This window comes from Geobacillus sp. JS12, from assembly GCF_001592395.1.
In the GTDB taxonomy this organism is placed as follows: domain Bacteria; phylum Bacillota; class Bacilli; order Bacillales; family Anoxybacillaceae; genus Geobacillus; species Geobacillus zalihae.
On record NZ_CP014749.1, the window covers coordinates 58,463 to 74,721 of the forward strand.

The window sequence follows — 16,259 nt, forward strand, 5'->3', positions numbered from 1 at the left end:
AAGAGCGGGAAGTTTATGGGATAATAAACACAACTGATTTGTGATGTTTATCACAATTATGTCGTGTAGGACTTTACGGAGGGGAAGGAACGTGTGGAAACGGCAAGAAACGTGGCTCATATGGATTAGTTTTTTGGCGGCGGCCGCCGTGTTCGTTTCGTTGATGGGACGGCTGTTTTCACAGGGGGATGAAATATGCACGAGTATGATTCAGTGTGGCTCAGCCGCGTGCTGACAGAGTTGACGCTGACGTTTCACATCATTTACGCCACGATCGGCGTTGGGATTCCGCTTATGATCGCCATTGCCCAGTGGATTGGGATTCGGAAACATGATATGCATTATATTTTGCTTGCCCGTCGTTGGACGCGCGGCTTTGTCATCACGGTGGCGGTCGGGGTTGTGACCGGAACGGCGATCGGCTTGCAGCTGTCGCTTTTATGGCCGAACTTTATGCAGCTGGCTGGCCAAGTGATCAGCTTGCCGCTGTTTATGGAGACGTTCGCCTTCTTTTTTGAAGCCATTTTTCTCGGCATTTATCTGTATACATGGGACCGGTTTGAAAACCAGAAAAAACATTTGCTGTTGCTCATTCCGGTGGCGATCGGCTCTTCGGCTTCGGCCATGTTTATTACGATGGTGAACGCCTTTATGAACACGCCGCAAGGGTTTGAGTTGAAAAACGGCGAGCTTATCAACATCGACCCGATCGCCGCAATGTTCAATCCGGCCATGCCGACAAAAGTCGCCCACGTGCTGGCGACGGCGTATATGACGTCGGCGTTCGTGCTCGCTTCGATCGCGGCGTGGCATTTATGGAAGGGCAACCGACACGTGTACCATCGCAAGGCGCTTCATTTGACGATGAAAACGGCGCTCATTTTTTCCGTAGCGAGCGCTCTTGTCGGCGACTTGTCAGGCAAGTTTTTGGCCGAATACCAGCCGGAAAAGCTGGCGGCGGCCGAATGGCATTTTGAAACGAGCTCCCACGCGCCGCTCTTGTTATTTGGCACGCTGACGGAGGATGGGGAAGTGAAGTATGCCATTGAAATTCCATATGCGTTAAGCATTTTGGCGCACAACCACCCGGGGGCGGTCGTGACGGGGCTGAACGACATTCCGAAAGATGAGCGCCCGCCGCTTTATATCCACTATTTGTTTGATGCCATGGTGACGATTGGCGTGTTTTTAATGATTTTATCGGCTGCTTATTGGCTTGGATCGATTTTTCGTTGGAAATGGACAGCGAAAAACTGGTTTTTTGGATTGTTGACCGCAGGGGGCCGTTGTCGATGATCGCGATTGAAACCGGATGGTACTTGGCGGAAGTCGGCAGGCAGCCATGGATTTTGCGCGGCTATATGAAAACGGCCGAGGCCGCAACATCGTCTGCCCATGTCGATGTGATGCTTGTGTTGTTTTGTGCGTTATACCTCGTATTAGGAATCGCAAGCGTGATCGTCCTTGTCCGTTTGTTTCGCCAAAACCCGATTGAGCGGGAGCTGGCGGAGCGCGGGGAGGTGGCGCCATGACGCTCGAAGTGGTCGGGATTTCGGTGCTATGGCTGTTTTTGTTCGGCTACATTATCGTGGCTTCAATCGACTTCGGAGCTGGGTTTTTCAGCGCCTACAGCCATTGGGCGAACAAACAACATATTTTGCATCGCATCATCCAGCGCTATCTGTCGCCAGTATGGGAAGTGACAAACGTCTTTCTCGTCTTTTTCTTTGTCGGAATCGTCGGCTTTTTCCCGAAAACGGCGTATTATTATGGCTCGGTGTTGCTTGTTCCGGCCAGCATTTCGATTGTTTTGCTCGCCATTCGCGGCTCGTACTATGCGTTTCACACCTACGGAGGGACGGAGCGGAACTGGTATTTGCTCGTTTACGGATTGACAGGCTTGTTGATTCCTGCCTCGCTGTCGATCGTTTTGACGATTTCGGAAGGCGGATTTGTTGAAAAAAACGGCCATGCATTGGCGCTTGATTACGGTGCGTTGGTTGCCAGCCCGCTGTCGTGGAGCGTCGTGTTACTGAGCGTTACAAGCGTCCTTTACATTTCCGCCGTGTTTTTGACGTATTATGCGAACGCGGCCGGGGATGAGCGGGCGCGGGAGCTGCTGCGCCGCTATGCCCTTCTTTGGAGCGGGCCGACGATGTTGTCGGCGCTGCTCATTATTTACCAGCTGCGCTACCATAATCCGGAGCATTACGCCAACTTATGGAAGATGGCATGGGTGTTGGCTGTTTCATTTTTGTTTTTTGCCGCTACCGTGTATTGGCTTTGGAAAAAGCAACGGTTCGGCCGGGCGTTTATCGCACTGGTGTGTCAATACGCGTTTGCATTTTATGCGTACGGTATTTCGCATTATCCGTATTTGCTTTACCCGCACTTGACGATTTACGATGGGTTCACCAATGAAACGATGGCGGTGGCGTTAATTGCGGCGTTTATCGCGGGGCTGTTGCTGCTCATCCCGTCTTTGTATTTGTTGATGCGCCTCTTTTTGTTCAATAAAGCGTACGTCAAAGGGAAATGGGAAGGAGGGAAAGGATGATGCAAACGTTTTTGATCATGTATGCGCCGCTGATGATTGTTGCCCTTTCCGTCGTTGCCGCCTTTTGGGCCGGATTGAAAGATGCACGGATCAATGACTGAACGCGATGGAGACAAGGATGCATAGTTTGCCGCCAATCGCTCACACTAGCGGATGACAACGAATCAAGGAAGGGTGGGCGATCATGAAAGAAGTGCTGCAACGTGTAAAAGAACAATTGGAGCAGGCATTTGAAGAGCCGCGTTCGACGAGTCTTGACGGGGCGATTCGTGAGCTCGAACGGTTAAAAGCGAGCGCCGGGGACAAACGGCAAATGATCGAAGACGTCATCCAGGCGGTGACTCACGCGCGCAATGCACGAATGGAGCTGGCCGAGGCTGGAGATGAATCGGCGACAAACGCTTTCGCTGAGGCCTATCGGGCGCTCGATCAAGCGATTGAATCGTACAGCGGCGTCGATAACGACCCGGTGTAAGACGGATGGGGGCCCCCTCGGCCTTCATCTGTCGGAAATACGCGGAAGGCGGATGGATTGCAAGCATTTGGCTGATGTGTTATACTGATTGGCAGCCAAGTAAATACAGGGAATGTTTTCTAGGGTTCCGCAGCTGCCTGGCGGCTGGACTGCGACCGAGAGAAAACGCGCGTCATTCTCGCGTACACGGAGCGACAAAAGCCCGGGAGGAGTATCATTTTTGATATTTCTCACGGCTTTTTTATTTTTCGAAAGGAGGAATGAAACATGGCGTGGGTATACTTAGTTGTCGCCGGGATATTCGAAATCGTCTGGGCCATTTCCCTGAAATATACGGCTGGGTTCACCCGTCTGTGGCCGTCTGTCGTCACTGTTGCGGGGATGGCGGCCAGTTTTTACTTTTTATCGATGGCAACGAAAACATTGCCGATCGGCACCGCCTATGCGGTTTGGACGGGAATCGGGGCGCTCGGGGCGGTCATCATCGGCATGCTGTTTTTAAATGAGCCGATAAACGCGCCGCGGATTGTCTTTTTATTGTTCATTCTTGTCGGGATCATCGGTTTAAAGTTCACAGCCGGGCAATGAAAAGGCGGAGGGAATTGTTGCGCTGTTTGGAAAGGGAGTGGAGGCGGTTTTTTGCAACAGATGAAAAAATGGTATTGACAGGATGCACAAACATTGAATATCATGAAATTGCAAAGTGAATATGCATTTGTTAAAGGGGAGTAGCTTTAACAGCAAAGTCGTCAGTTCAGGGCGTGCGCCCTCGGCTTTGTTGGCAACGGCAACGTTGTTAGCGAGACCTTTACCGATGTGGGTAAAGGTCTCTTTTACTTATGAAGGCCTTTACCAAGGATGGTAAAGGCCTTCTTTCATGTCATGAAACAAAAGGGGGGAAGATAATCGTAAAAGAAGATAGGTTCGGCTTCAAAAAGAACAAAAAGCGGAGGGGATGACATGCGCAAATGGTGGAAACGGCTTCGGTTCATCGTCCATGTCCGGCGTTTTCTACCGTTTTTGTTCGAATTTTTCGTTTCTCATGAAGTGCCAATGCGAAAAAAATTGTTTTCCGTCGGTTTGCTGCTTTTGTATATAGCGCTGCCGCTTGACCTCATTCCGGATTGGCTTGCGTTGTTTGGTTTGATCGATGATTTGGCCGTCTTCCTATTTATTTTGCAACAAATCATTAACATGGCACCTATTTCATTAAAAGAAAAATATAACTTGTAAAGGGGGATTGTTCCATGGATGTATTGTCAGCAGAGTTTTGGACGGCGTTGCTGTCGATCGTCATTATTGATCTTTTGCTGGCAGGGGATAACGCCATTGTGATCGGATTGGCGGCCCGCAACTTGCCGAAACATCAGCAAAAAAAGGCCGTTGTCTGGGGAACGGTCGGCGCTGTCGTCATCCGGGCGCTGGCAACGATTTTTGTTGTCTGGCTGCTGAAAATCCCAGGGCTTTTGCTTGTCGGCGGTGTGTTGCTTGTCTGGATCGCCTATAAGCTGCTTGTTGAGGGGAAAGATCATGATGATGTTGAAGCCGGGGGAAGTTTATGGGAGGCGATTCGCACCATTATTATTGCCGACGCGTTGATGGGGCTTGACAACGTATTGGCGGTCGCCGGAGCCGCGCACGGAAGTTTTCTCCTCGTGATCCTTGGGCTGCTCATTTCTGTGCCGATCATGGTGTGGGGCAGCACGCTCATTTTAAAATGGATCGAGCGCTTCCCAATCATGATTACGATCGGCGCCGGTGTCCTCGCCTGGACGGCGGCGAAAATGATCGTCGATGAGCCGTTTTTAAAGGCGTATTTTGCCAATCCTGTGGTGAAATACGGGTTTGAGCTGCTTGTTGTTGCTGCCGTCATTATGGTTGGGACAATGAAAAAAAGAAAGTCCGCCAAAGAGCCGCAACCGAAAGCCGCCAATGAATAATTGGCGGCTTTTGTGGTGGGGCAATCACCAAGCGGATGGCTATTTCCATTTCAGCAGCAGAAATTGTAGCAGCCATCCAATGGAGAGCCCGGGGATGACAGATAAGATCGGCAGCCAAATCGGCCCAAAAAACACGCCGCCGATCGTCACGTGCGCCGAGTACATCAAGCCGACCGTCACAAAGTAGGCGGAGAAGACAAACGGCAAAAACGAGTACGGCGTCCGTCCGCCGCCAGCGTCTTTAAACGCATCCCACATGGCGAAAAAGTATAAACATGGGTAAAACATCAGCCATCCGATATCGGTGATGCGGGCGGCCTCATCCGTGCGCCCCAAGAAGCTGAGGCGGATGGCTTCATTGAAATGAGATTGGGTGTTAATCACAAATTCCAACGCAATAAACAAAATTCCTTTGACATACTTTTTGTTCAACAGTTGCCCGAATCCAGGCAAAGCAATGCTCCATAACAATGCTTCGATCGCCTTCACCTTCTCGAACCCTTTACTGAAATAGTAGTTGATCGTTGTTTTGTCCATTGCGCCGTCAGATGGAGCTGGAGACAATCAATGGGTGCTTCATAGTCAGTTGCTGGTTAAGCCGATGGGTGCAATTACATTTTTTGCGCCAAAGACTTGTTTTATACTTTTGTGAAATAGGAATGGGGAAAAACGTTCCTATAGAACCAAATGATACGTTAGTTGAAGATGAAAAAATATCTTTAAATTTTTCAGAATAATGAATATAATAGTAGCGTAAAGGATTCTGACAAATAAAAAAGGAGGAAGCCGTGTGAAGGGGCTAAAATCGATTTTGTTATGGGGCCTGATTTCCATCCTCGGGGCTGCCGCGTTTGCCATTTTGGCTTTAAGCCGCGGTGAGTCGGTCAACGCGATGTGGCTCATCGTGGCTGCGGTGTGTACGTATGCGGTCGCCTACCGTTTTTACAGCCGGTTTATCGCCCGCAAAGTGTTCGGTCTTGATGATAACCGAAAAACGCCGGCTGAGATGTTCAACGACGGGAAAGACTATGTCCCGACGAACAAATGGGTGCTGTTTGGCCATCATTTTGCCGCTATTGCGGGAGCGGGGCCGCTTGTCGGACCGATTTTGGCCGCGCAGATGGGGTACTTGCCGGGGACGCTTTGGATTGTGATCGGCGTTGTGCTCGGCGGAGCGGTGCAAGACTTTGTCATTTTGTTTGCGTCGATGCGCCGCAATGGGAAGTCGCTTGGCGAAATGATCAAGGAAGAAATGGGACCGGTGACGGGCTTGATCGCAGCGCTTGGCATTTTGGGCATTATGATTATTTTATTGGCCGTATTGGCGCTCGTTGTTGTGAAAGCGCTTGTCGGAAGCCCGTGGGGATGTTTACGATCGCCGCGACGATTCCGATTGCGATTTTGATGGGCATTTACATGCGCTTCATTCGCCCGGGGCGTGTTGCCGAGGCGTCGCTTGGGGATTTGTGCTGTTGATTTTGTCGATTGTGGCCGGTCAGTACGTCGCAGAGCATCCGACGCTTTCGGCGATGTTTACGCTCAAAGGGGAAACGATCGCGATCTTAATGATCATTTACGGATTTGTCGCTTCGGCGCTGCCGGTATGGCTGCTGCTTGCGCCGCGTGACTATTTGAGCACGTTCTTGAAAATCGGTACGATCGTTGGACTGGCGCTTGGCATTTTCGTCGTCATGCCGGATTTGCAAATGCCGGCAGTGACGAAATTTATCGACGGTACAGGACCGGTCTTCGCCGGCAATTTGTTCCCGTTCTTGTTCATCACGATTGCCTGCGGCGCAGTGTCCGGGTTCCACGCGCTCGTTTCATCCGGCACGACGCCGAAGATGATTGAGCTTGAAAGCCATGCGCGGCCGATCGGCTACGGTGCGATGTTGATGGAGTCGTTCGTCGCGGTTATGGCGATGGTGGCGGCTTGCGTCTTGACGCCAGGGGCGTATTTTGCCATCAACAGCCCGGCGGCGGTGATTGGCCAAGATGTGGCGCAGGCGGCAAAAGTGGTATCGTCATGGGGTTTCACCGTCACACCGGATATGCTTGCGCAGCTGGCGAAAGACGTCGGCGAGCAAACGGTGTTGTCGCGCACGGGCGGGGCGCCGACGTTGGCGATCGGGATGGCGCACATTTTATCGAGCGTCATCGGTGGCAAGGCGCTTATGGCATTCTGGTATCACTTTGCCATCCTGTTTGAAGCGCTGTTCATTTTGACGACGATTGACGCCGGCACGCGCGTCGGCCGCTTTATGATCCAAGATATTATGGGGACGTTCTACAAGCCGCTTGGCAAAACGGATTCGCTTGCCTCGAACTTGATCGCCACGACCCTTTGTGTGTTGGCGTGGGTTACTTCCTGTACCAAGGCGTCGTCGATCCGCTTGGGGCATCAACACCCTATGGCCGCTGTTTGGCATCGCCAACCAAATGTTGGCGGGCATCGCCTTGTTGTTTGCGACGACCATTCTATTTAAAATGGGCAAAAAGGCATATGTTTGGGTCACGCTCGTGCCGACGACATGGCTTTTGGTCGTCACGCTGACGGCAGGGTATCAAAAGCTGTTCCATGAAAACGTTAAAATTGGGTTCTTGTCGCATGCGAAAATGTTCCAAGACAGCTTGAGCCAAGGCAAAATTTTGGCGCCGGCCACGAATGCGGCGCAAATGCGGCAAATTATTATGAACGACTACATTGATGCGACATTGTGTGCGATTTTCATGCTCGTTGTGATTGCGATGTTGATCTCGGCGTTGAACATCTGGATCAAAGTGCTGCAAAACAAACATGTGCCGCTCAAAGAAGCGCCGTACGTGCCGCGCGATGGAGAAGGAGCGAAGCATTATGCCTAAATGGCTGCAAACTGTGTTGGCCTATCGCCGGCAGTTTCTTGACTTGCTTGTCGGCGTGCCGAGTTATGAAAAATATGTCGAGCATATGAAAACCCATCATCCGGGTGAGCCGATCAAGTCGCGGAAAGAGTTTTTCTGCGAGGCGCAAGAGGCGCGCTACAATGCCAAGGGCGGCAAAGTGTCGCGTTGCTGCTAGCGGCTGGAAAGGAAGGAGGGGGTCCCCTTCTTCCTTTTTTCAACGTCTGCATCGAAACGCTGTCCATTCCAGCCTAGGCTTGGCTATGAACATGTGGGAAAAGGGGATACATAACATGCGCGTTCTTGTCGTGGGAGCGGGGCGGTTGGCGGCTATTTCGGCGGACGCCTGCTCGAAAAAGGCGTCGATGTGACATTTCTCGTCCGTGAGCGGAGAAAGCGGGAGCTTGAGGAACGCGGGCTTGTCATCCGCAGCGTCCACGGCGATGCAGTGCTCGCGCCGAAACTGATCGCGGCCGGTGAACGGACGGAGCCGTTCGATCTTTTTGTGTTTTCAAACAAGGCGTATCATTTGGCGGGCGCCATCGCTGATGCTAAACCGTACGTCGGTGAGACAACGATGATTTTGCCACTCTTAAACGGCATGGCCCATATGGATGTGTTGCGGGAGTCATTTGGCGATGACAAGGTGTTGGGGGTCTTTGTTTCATCGAAACGACGTTAAACGAAAAAGGGGAAATCGTTCAAACAAGTCCGGCCCATGAAGTTCGTTTCGGCGAGTGGTCGGGAGAACGGACAGGGCGGGTGAAAGCGTTGGAATCGTTGTTTGCCGGCGCCAATGCCCGGTTTCGGTTAAGTGAGCGAATCGTTTCGGACATGTGGAACAAGTATTTGTTTATTGCCACTATGTCAGGGGTGACGACGCTGTTTCGCGCTCCGATCGGGCCGATTCGTTCCGGCGAGTACGGGAGCGTCATCATCAGCCGACTGCTTGGGGAAATCAAAATGATTATGCAAGCGCACGGCGCGCCGCTCACTGAGGAGATGGCCGAACGACAGCGCGTTCAGCTCGAACAGATCGCCCCGACGATGAAGTCATCGATGCAGCGTGATATGGAAAAAGGGCTGCCGATTGAAGCCGATCATTTGCAAGGGTATTTGCTGGAGCTGGCGAAACAGTATGACATCCACGCCCCGATGCTTGAAACCGTCTATCATAACTTGAAAATTTACGAAGCGGGCCGCACCGCTAATGAACGTTGATTATCGTTCGAATCGGCCGTTTGCCAGCATGTCGATCGTCTGGCAAACGGCTGTTGTTTTACGGGCGGCAATTGAAAACAACAGCCTAAAAATATTCATCAATCATTTTTTCGCTAGTCTTGAAAAAGAGAGTTGTATATTGCCGTCATGTAGTGTACAGTGGATAGTGAAAACGTGTGCACAAAGGGGAGGCAGCCTTGAAAAAAACATGGTGGAAAGAAGGCGTTGCGTATCAAATTTATCCGCGCAGCTTTATGGATGCCAACGGCGACGGCATCGGTGATCTTCGCGGCATCATCGAAAAGCTGGATTATTTGGTGGAGCTTGGAGTCGACATCGTTTGGATTTGTCCAATTTACCGGTCGCCGAACGCCGATAACGGATATGACATCAGCGATTATTATGCCATTATGGATGAGTTTGGAACGATGGATGACTTCGATGAATTGCTTGCCCAAGCCCATCGGCGCGGGTTGAAAGTCATTTTGGATTTGGTCATCAACCATACGAGTGATGAGCATCCGTGGTTTATCGAATCGCGGTCATCGCGCGACAATCCGAAGCGCGACTGGTACATTTGGCGCGACGGCAAAGACGGGCGCGAACCGAACAACTGGGAAAGCATTTTCGGCGGCTCGGCGTGGCAGTATGACGAGCGGACGGGTCAATATTATCTGCATATTTTTGATGTCAAACAGCCCGACTTGAACTGGGAAAACAGTGAGGTGCGCCAGGCGCTTTATGAGATGGTCAACTGGTGGCTGGATAAAGGTATCGACGGCTTTCGCATCGACGCGATCTCCCACATTAAGAAAAAGCCGGGTCTTCCCGATTTGCCAAACCCGAAGGGGCTGAAGTATGTACCGTCGTTTGCCGGGCATATGAACCAGCCTGGCATTATGGAATATTTAAGAGAGTTGAAAGAGCAAACGTTTGCGCGATATGACATTATGACGGTCGGCGAGGCGAACGGAGTAACGGTTGATGAGGCCGAACAATGGGTCGGGGAAGAAAACGGCGTGTTCAATATGATTTTTCAGTTTGAGCATCTAGGGCTATGGGAAAGGCGTGCGGATGGTTCCATCGATGTCCGCCGCCTAAAGCGGACGTTGACGAAATGGCAAAAAGGGCTTGAAAACCGCGGGTGGAATGCGTTGTTTTTGGAAAACCACGATTTGCCCCGCTCCGTTTCGACGTGGGCAATGACCGCGACTATTGGGCGGAAAGCGCCAAGGCGCTCGGCGCGCTTTACTTTTTTATGCAAGGGACGCCGTTCATTTATCAGGGGCAAGAGATCGGGATGACGAACGTGCGGTTCGATGACATCCGTGATTATCGTGATGTGTCCGCTCTTCGCCTGTATGAACTCGAACGGGCGAAGGGGCGGACCCATGAGGAAGCGATGACGATCATTTGGAAAACCGGGCGCGACAACTCGCGCACCCCGATGCAATGGTCTGGTGCCCCAAACGCTGGATTCACGACAGGTACGCCATGGATCAAGGTGAACGAAAACTATCGTACGATCAATGTCGAGGCCGAGCGGCGCGATCCGAACTCGGTATGGTCGTTTTATCGACAAATGATTCAGCTTCGGAAAGCGAACGAGCTGTTTGTTTACGGAACGTACGATCTGCTTTTGGAAAACCACCCATCCATTTACGCGTACACAAGAACGCTCGGACGTGATCGCGCGCTTGTAGTCGTCAACTTGTCGGACCGCCCGTCACTTTACCGCTATGACGGCTTCCGCCTTCAGTCAAGCGATTTGGCGCTCTCGAACTACCCGGTCCGTCCGCATAAAAATGCGACGCGTTTTAAGCTGAAACCGTACGAGGCGCGCGTATACATCTGGAAAGAATAAGAAGGAATTTGCCTTTCTGTGTGGAATGAATGAATACGGAAGGGAGATGATCAACATGGGACGGTCGATCCGATTCGCTACCCGATCGGAACGTTTCAAGCGCCGCAGCAGTTTGAGGCTGGGAAGGTGCAAGAGTGGATTGCTGCCATCCGCGGGCTGCCGAACGACTTAAGAACCGCTGTTTCCGGCTTGAACGATGAGCAGCTGAACACGCCGTATCGCGACGGCGGCTGGACGGTGGCCCAAGTCGTCCACCATTTGGCCGATGCAAGCATGAACGCGTTTTTGCGCACGAAATGGGGAGTGACGGAAGACGACCCAACGGTGAAGCCGTTTGCGGAAAGCGAATGGGCGAAAACAGCTGATGCCCGTACATTGTCGATTGAATCGTCGCTTTTACTGCTTGACGGGCTGCATGCGCGCTGGACGGTGTTGCTTGAATCGATGATGGAGGTGGATTTTCACCGAACCATTCGGCCGAAAGGGGCAGCGGGGGAGATGCCGCTGTATGTATTGACCGCGTTGTATGCATGGCATGGGAAACATCATACCGCACAAATTGTGTCGTTGCGCAAACGAAAAGGATGGTAAAGGCTGCCGATTGTTCGGCGGCTTTTTTCTTCATCCTATTTCGCGCAGGAGAATCCCACTTCAACGACCAAAGGGAGTAAGTGGGAGAGGAATGCGCGTTCCCCCTTTCTTTTGTGTATGATAGAATAAAGGCATGGAGAAAACCGTTCAATAAAGGCACTCCCATAACGGCTGCTCGATGGATGGAGTTGGTTGCAGGAAACGTTGCAACCGTCAAACATCGATCGTAGGTCCGTCTGTTGTGTGTGGAAGCCAAGTACTGCCAACAGACACACCGAGAGAATCGGTAACGATGCAGACATGACCTGCGTGGTTGGGCAGTTGTCAACCTGCCCCTGATGCAACCCCAAGTCAAGGAAGGAGGACGAAGTCCGTTTGCACTTCTGGGGAGTTGCAAGCCCTCACTTCAAGCGTTCGCGAAGTGGGGGTAGTTGACGCATCATAGAAGGATGGTGCTGCGCAAACAACACCCGGGAACCGCCGGCTGGGCGGGGCTTTTTTGTCGTCATCTTGCCGGGAGAACAGTGAAATCACATTTTGCTTAAACGGCGGCATAGGATTATGTTATACTAACAAATATTAAGGGACACGAAATACATCGTTCGCAAGGGGATCGGTATGGGAGCGGAGCAGCAGCCGCTTATGGCAGAACAAAAAGAAAAAATATGGACGAAAGATTTTGTTTTGATTTGTTTGGCCAATTTTTTTGTGTTTCTTGGGTTTCAAATGACGCTGCCGACCCTTCCGCTGTTTGTCGAGCATTTGGGCGGCAACGATCAGCTGATTGGCGTTGTCGTCGGTGTGTTTACGTTTTCGGCGCTCATCGTCCGTCCGTTCGCCGGCCATGCGCTTGAGACGAAAGGGCGCCGGTTTGTGTTTTTATTGGGGCTTCTCATTTTTGTCATTTCTGTCGGTTCCTACAGCTTGATCTCAAGCATTTTCCTTCTCTTTTTGATGCGGGTCGTCCAAGGAATTGGCTGGGGTTTTCGACAACCGCTTCCGGAACGGTGGCGACGGACATCATTCCAGCGAGCCGCCGCGGGGAAGGAATGGGCTATTACGGGCTGTCGGGGAATATCGCCTTGGCGTTTGGTCCGTCGCTTGGACTTGTGCTTGCCGCTATGATTCCGTTTAGCCATCTGTTTGCCATTTGTGCGGCGCTTGGAGTTGCTTCGGTGCTGTTTGCCGCCGCGATCACGTATAAAAAAGCGGAAGCCGTGCATGGCAAAGGGGCGAACAGATGGGATTTGTATGAAAAAAGCGCTTTGACCCCGTCGTTGCTGTTGTTTTTCTTGACGGTGACGTTCGGCGGCATCGCCTCATTCTTGCCTCTATATACGGCGCAAAAACAGATCGGCGGCCTGCAGCTGTACTTTTTGCTTTACGCGCTGGCCTTGATGGTGACGCGAACGTTCGCTGGCCAGTTGTATGACCGAAAAGGGCATCGAGCCGTCTTTCTCCCTGGTGCGGGGCTTATTTTGCTGGCGATGCTTCTTCTCGCTTGGCTGCCGGGAGAATGGGCGTTGCTTTTGGCGGCGGTGCTGTACGGTTTCGGCTTTGGCATGGTGCAACCGGGGCTGCAGGCGTGGTCCGTCGAGCGGGCGCCTGCCCACCGCAAGGGAATGGCGAACGCGACATTTTTCTCGTTTTTTGATTTAGGGGTCGGCGTCGGGGCGATGGTGTTTGGCCAAATCAGCCATTGGTTCGGCTATCCGAGCATTTATTTAGCTGCTAGCGGTTCGGTGCTCCTTTCGATGCTTGTCTATCTGTCGGTCTTGCATAAAGAACAATCGCTTCGCCCCAGGGAACGAAAAAACGCTTAGGGATAACCCCTAGGCGTTTTTTCTGCCCAGCGGCGCATCGAAACGGCCTTTGAGAGCGGCTCGTCACCGCCGGGAATGCACTTCGTAAATGGCGAATTTTAAGTAGTCGCCTTCTTCCGCGGCAAGGAGTTTCGGGTGGTCGTAGCCGGCGCCGTTCCAATATACTTGGCGCAGCACTTTTTTCGCGTCAAATGCGGCATCAGCGATCATCTCTTGAAATAGGTGCGGGCGGACGTGGTACGAGCAGCTTGATGTGACGAAAAAGCCGCCGTCTTTGACAAGCTTCAATCCGTTTAAGTTAATGTCTTTATAGCCGCGCAGCGCCTTCGGGACGGCATGGGCCGATTTCGCGAACGCCGGCGGGTCGATGATGACGACATCCCACTGTTTGCCGGCGCGCACCGACTCGCGCAAATAGTCGAAGGCGTTGGCGACGACAAATTCAACGTTCGTGAATCCGTTTAACGCGGCGTTCCGTTTCGCCGTTTCGATGGCATGTTCAGAAATATCGACGGCAGTAGCATGTTTTGCCCCATACAGACAAGCGTTTAGCATAAACGAGCCGGTATGGGTGAAGCAGTCGAGCACGGTCGTCTCCGGGCCGATGAGCGGACGAAGAGCGGCGCGGTTTTGCCGTTGGTCGAAGAAAAAGCCGGTTTTTTGTCCGTTTTCAATATCGACGATGTATTTCACGCCGTTTTCCTCGATTTCGATTTCCGTTTCCGCTTCTCCGTACCAAAAGCCTTTTTCTTGTTTGAGGCCTTCAAGCTCGCGGACGGACACATCGTTGCGCAAATAAATGGCCCTTGGGGCAAACACGTCAAGCAAGCCGCGCAAAATCCAGTCTTTCCGCCTTTCCATGCCGAGCGCCAAAATTTGCACAACAAGCACATCTTCATATTTGTCGACGATCAATCCGGGCAAAAAGTCGGCTTCGCCATAGACGGCGCGGCAGGAGCGAACGCCGGGAATCATCCGTTCACGGTACGCCCACGCCTGACGGATGCGGTCGATGAAAAAGCGCTCATCGAGTTCATCGTTTCGGTTTTGCGTCAAGACGCGGACGATGATTTGCGAAGCGGGGTTGATATATCCTTTCGCCAGCCAATAACCTTGATGATTGTAAACGTCAACGAAGTCGCCCGGCGTCGCATCGCCTTCGATGCGGTCGACTTCACTTCGAAAAATCCATGGATGCCCTTGCTCAAGCCGTTTTTTCCGTTCTCTTTTCAGGATGACCTTCGCCATCGTTTCCACTCCCATTCCGTCGTCAATTGCTGCGTTTCCATCATAGCGGATTGCAACGCATAGCGCAACGTCGGAGAAAAAAAGATTGACAATCGTTCGTGCCATGGTATGATTAAGTGTAAAGAAAACTGAAAATTGCACCATCATCCACTAGGGGGCCTTTAGAAAGGCTGAGATCAAAGTGTGCCTTTGAGACCCTTAGCACCTGATCTGGGTAATGCCAGCGTAGGGAAGTGGAGGAGCAGCACAGCAAGGCTAGGCTTTGCCTTGCCAACGTCGCATGCCCACGCCGCTTTCTTTACGCCAATCGGCAAAGGAAGCGGCGTTTTTATTTTGCCAAAAAGGGGGAAAACGAATGTCATTTGCCAAACAATTGCGTCAAGCGGCCGATCCGATCTGGCAGGCGAGTTTCCGCCATCCGTTTGTTCAGGAGCTTGGCCAAGGGACGCTTGCGCGCGAGAAGTTTCGCTATTACGTGATGCAAGATGCCTATTATTTGCGCCATTTTGCCCGCGTGCAGGCGATCGGGGCGGCGAAATCGCCGGATTTGGCGACGACAGCCCGGTTGGCGCACCATGCACAAAGCACGTGCGAAGCCGAGCTGTCGCTGCATGAAACGTTCGCCGAGCTCTTGGGCATTACGGAAGAGGAAAGGGCGGCGTTCATTCCGGCGCCGACGGCGTACGCCTATACGTCGCACATGTACCGCGCGGCGTACGAAGGGCATCTCGGTGATGTTATCGCCGCCATTTTGCCGTGCTACTGGCTGTATTACGAAATTGGCGAGCGCTTGAAAATGTGCCGCCCGAATGATCCGATTTATGAAAAATGGATCGGCACCTACAGTTCGGACTGGTTCCGCTCGCTTGTGGAAGAGCAAATCGCGTGGCTTGACGACATCGCTGACGAGGTCACCGAAGAGGATCGCCATCGGATGAAGCGGCATTTCCTCATCAGCAGCGAATATGAGTACGAGTTTTGGGAGATGGCGTATCGGCTTGAGCAGTGGCCGTCGGCTGAATTGGCGGCGAGCCGTTGACGCAAGACAAGGAGGAGAACAGGATGGAAGTGAAGACAAAAGGGTTAAAATTGGCGGATATTTTAACGACGATCGTCATTGCGATTGTGTTTGGCATTATTTACAAATTATGGGGCCCGCTATATAGCGCGGTGGGAGCAGTAGGGTTTCATCTCGATCAACTCATTTACGGCATGTGGTTTATCGCCTCCTCGCTCGCTTATTTGCTCATTCGCAAGCCAGGGGTGGCGTTGCTCGCGGAGATTGCGGCTTCGTCCGGCGAGCTGATCATGGGATCGCAATGGGGGCTTGAAGTGCTCATTTACGGGGTCGTTCAAGGGCTGTTTGCCGAGCTCGTCTTTGCCGCCTTCCGCTATCGGCGCTTTGATGTGTTCGTTGTATCGCTCGGCGCGGTCGGGGCGACGATTGGCTCGCTCATCATGGACTTTTACAAAGGCTATATTGAGGCGCTCGCCCCATGGAATATGGCGCTCTTTTTGCTGGCGCGTTTTATCGGCGCCATCCTCATCTCCGGCGTGCTTGCTGTTTCATTGGCGAAAGCGCTCGAAAAAACCGGAGTGACGCAAATGTGGCGGCCGGCCTCGAAAGACGATTACGATGCATTGAACCGGTAAGGCGGCG

At 52.2% G+C, this 16,259-nt stretch carries 13 protein-coding genes, 5 pseudogenes and 2 riboswitches; of the genes and pseudogenes, 16 read left to right on the plus strand and 2 right to left on the minus strand.

Annotation, left to right across the window (positions count from 1 at the left end; genetic code table 11):
• Positions 1-195: 195 nt before the first annotated feature.
• The 7 genes and pseudogenes from A0V43_RS00395 (at position 196) to A0V43_RS00420 (ending at position 4,972) form a co-directional block, all read left to right on the plus strand.
• Positions 196-1,532 (plus strand): annotated as a pseudogene (locus A0V43_RS00395) (cytochrome ubiquinol oxidase subunit I).
• The gene (locus A0V43_RS00400) at positions 1,529-2,557 is read left to right on the plus strand and encodes a cytochrome d ubiquinol oxidase subunit II (RefSeq protein WP_020755173.1); all 1,029 of its coding nucleotides are present in this window, start codon (positions 1,529-1,531) and stop codon (positions 2,555-2,557) included. Before A0V43_RS00395 ends, A0V43_RS00400 begins: the two are co-directional and overlap by 4 nt.
• On the plus strand, positions 2,557-2,658 hold the full coding sequence (cydS, locus tag A0V43_RS20935; protein WP_396231578.1) for a cytochrome bd oxidase small subunit CydS family protein: 102 nt from the start codon (positions 2,557-2,559) through the stop codon (positions 2,656-2,658). Before A0V43_RS00400 ends, cydS begins: the two co-directional genes overlap by 1 nt.
• A gap of 83 nt (positions 2,659-2,741) precedes the next feature.
• On the plus strand, positions 2,742-3,032 hold the full coding sequence (locus tag A0V43_RS00405) for a hypothetical protein (protein WP_020755171.1): 291 nt from the start codon (positions 2,742-2,744) through the stop codon (positions 3,030-3,032).
• A gap of 108 nt (positions 3,033-3,140) precedes the next feature.
• A riboswitch (guanidine-I (ykkC/yxkD leader) is annotated at positions 3,141-3,243 on the plus strand.
• Between the two features lie 56 nt (positions 3,244-3,299).
• Positions 3,300-3,620, plus strand: coding sequence for a DMT family transporter (locus tag A0V43_RS00410; RefSeq protein ID WP_050368256.1), 321 nt, complete (start codon positions 3,300-3,302; stop codon positions 3,618-3,620).
• Positions 3,621-3,992: 372 nt separating this feature from the next.
• Positions 3,993-4,265, plus strand: a complete 273-nt coding sequence (locus A0V43_RS00415) for a YkvA family protein (protein WP_053414427.1) — start codon at positions 3,993-3,995, stop codon at positions 4,263-4,265.
• Between the two features lie 14 nt (positions 4,266-4,279).
• Entirely contained in the window at positions 4,280-4,972 is a 693-nt protein-coding gene (locus A0V43_RS00420) for a TerC family protein (protein WP_063192101.1), read from the plus strand.
• A 39-nt stretch (positions 4,973-5,011) separates the two neighbouring features.
• Here A0V43_RS00420 and A0V43_RS00425 read toward each other — a convergent pair whose 3' ends face one another.
• Positions 5,012-5,461: a hypothetical protein gene (locus A0V43_RS00425; protein WP_063192102.1), complete on the minus strand. Its 450-nt coding sequence runs from the start codon at positions 5,459-5,461 to the stop codon at positions 5,012-5,014.
• A gap of 403 nt (positions 5,462-5,864) precedes the next feature.
• On the opposite strand from A0V43_RS00425, the pseudogene A0V43_RS00430 reads away from it, so the two are divergent.
• From A0V43_RS00430 to A0V43_RS00455, 7 genes and pseudogenes are all read left to right on the plus strand, one after another.
• Positions 5,865-7,458 (plus strand): annotated as a pseudogene (locus A0V43_RS00430) (carbon starvation CstA family protein).
• Positions 7,412-7,834, plus strand: a complete 423-nt coding sequence (locus tag A0V43_RS20940; protein WP_442899701.1) for a carbon starvation CstA family protein — start codon at positions 7,412-7,414, stop codon at positions 7,832-7,834. The pseudogene A0V43_RS00430 and the gene A0V43_RS20940 overlap by 47 nt, the downstream one beginning before the upstream one ends.
• Positions 7,827-8,030 (plus strand): YbdD/YjiX family protein, encoded by a 204-nt coding sequence (locus tag A0V43_RS00435; RefSeq protein ID WP_015374005.1) that lies wholly within the window; start codon positions 7,827-7,829, stop codon positions 8,028-8,030. The genes A0V43_RS20940 and A0V43_RS00435 overlap by 8 nt, the downstream gene beginning before the upstream one ends.
• Before the next feature lie 115 nt (positions 8,031-8,145).
• Positions 8,146-9,073, plus strand: a pseudogene (locus A0V43_RS00440) (ketopantoate reductase family protein).
• A gap of 197 nt (positions 9,074-9,270) precedes the next feature.
• A pseudogene (locus tag A0V43_RS00445) lies at positions 9,271-10,937 on the plus strand (glycoside hydrolase family 13 protein).
• Between the two features lie 33 nt (positions 10,938-10,970).
• Positions 10,971-11,528, plus strand: coding sequence for a YfiT family bacillithiol transferase (locus A0V43_RS00450; protein ID WP_063192103.1), 558 nt, complete (start codon positions 10,971-10,973; stop codon positions 11,526-11,528).
• 618 nt (positions 11,529-12,146) lie between these two features.
• Positions 12,147-13,351, plus strand: a pseudogene (locus A0V43_RS00455) (MFS transporter).
• 63 nt (positions 13,352-13,414) lie between these two features.
• On the opposite strand, the gene A0V43_RS00460 reads toward A0V43_RS00455, so the two are convergent.
• Entirely contained in the window at positions 13,415-14,599 is a 1,185-nt protein-coding gene (locus A0V43_RS00460; RefSeq protein WP_033005731.1) for a class I SAM-dependent rRNA methyltransferase, read from the minus strand.
• Positions 14,600-14,741: 142 nt separating this feature from the next.
• A riboswitch (TPP riboswitch) is annotated at positions 14,742-14,848 on the plus strand.
• 106 nt (positions 14,849-14,954) lie between these two features.
• Here A0V43_RS00460 and tenA point away from each other — a divergent pair.
• Both tenA and A0V43_RS00470 read left to right on the plus strand, forming a co-directional pair.
• Positions 14,955-15,638: a thiaminase II gene (gene tenA / locus A0V43_RS00465; protein WP_063192104.1), complete on the plus strand. Its 684-nt coding sequence runs from the start codon at positions 14,955-14,957 to the stop codon at positions 15,636-15,638.
• 23 nt (positions 15,639-15,661) lie between these two features.
• Complete coding sequence (locus A0V43_RS00470) at positions 15,662-16,252, plus strand: ECF transporter S component (protein WP_015374012.1); 591 nt, start codon at positions 15,662-15,664, stop codon at positions 16,250-16,252.
• The last annotated feature ends 7 nt before the right edge of the window (positions 16,253-16,259 follow it).

Bases quoted from the DNA above. Each gene is read 5' to 3' on its own strand.
- A0V43_RS00405 (WP_020755171.1), top strand. From the start codon at position 2,742: ATGAAAGAAGTGCTGCAACGTGTAAAAGAACAATTGGAGCAGGCATTT.
- A0V43_RS00460 (WP_033005731.1), bottom strand. From the start codon at position 14,599: ATGGCGAAGGTCATCCTGAAAAGAGAACGGAAAAAACGGCTTGAGCAA.
- A0V43_RS00415 (WP_053414427.1), top strand. From the start codon at position 3,993: ATGCGCAAATGGTGGAAACGGCTTCGGTTCATCGTCCATGTCCGGCGT.
- tenA (WP_063192104.1), top strand. From the start codon at position 14,955: ATGTCATTTGCCAAACAATTGCGTCAAGCGGCCGATCCGATCTGGCAG.
- A0V43_RS00410 (WP_050368256.1), top strand. From the start codon at position 3,300: ATGGCGTGGGTATACTTAGTTGTCGCCGGGATATTCGAAATCGTCTGG.
- A0V43_RS00420 (WP_063192101.1), top strand. From the start codon at position 4,280: ATGGATGTATTGTCAGCAGAGTTTTGGACGGCGTTGCTGTCGATCGTC.
- A0V43_RS00435 (WP_015374005.1), top strand. From the start codon at position 7,827: ATGCCTAAATGGCTGCAAACTGTGTTGGCCTATCGCCGGCAGTTTCTT.
- cydS (WP_396231578.1), top strand. From the start codon at position 2,557: ATGCAAACGTTTTTGATCATGTATGCGCCGCTGATGATTGTTGCCCTT.
- A0V43_RS00400 (WP_020755173.1), top strand. From the start codon at position 1,529: ATGACGCTCGAAGTGGTCGGGATTTCGGTGCTATGGCTGTTTTTGTTC.
- A0V43_RS20940 (WP_442899701.1), top strand. From the start codon at position 7,412: ATGTTGGCGGGCATCGCCTTGTTGTTTGCGACGACCATTCTATTTAAA.
- A0V43_RS00470 (WP_015374012.1), top strand. From the start codon at position 15,662: ATGGAAGTGAAGACAAAAGGGTTAAAATTGGCGGATATTTTAACGACG.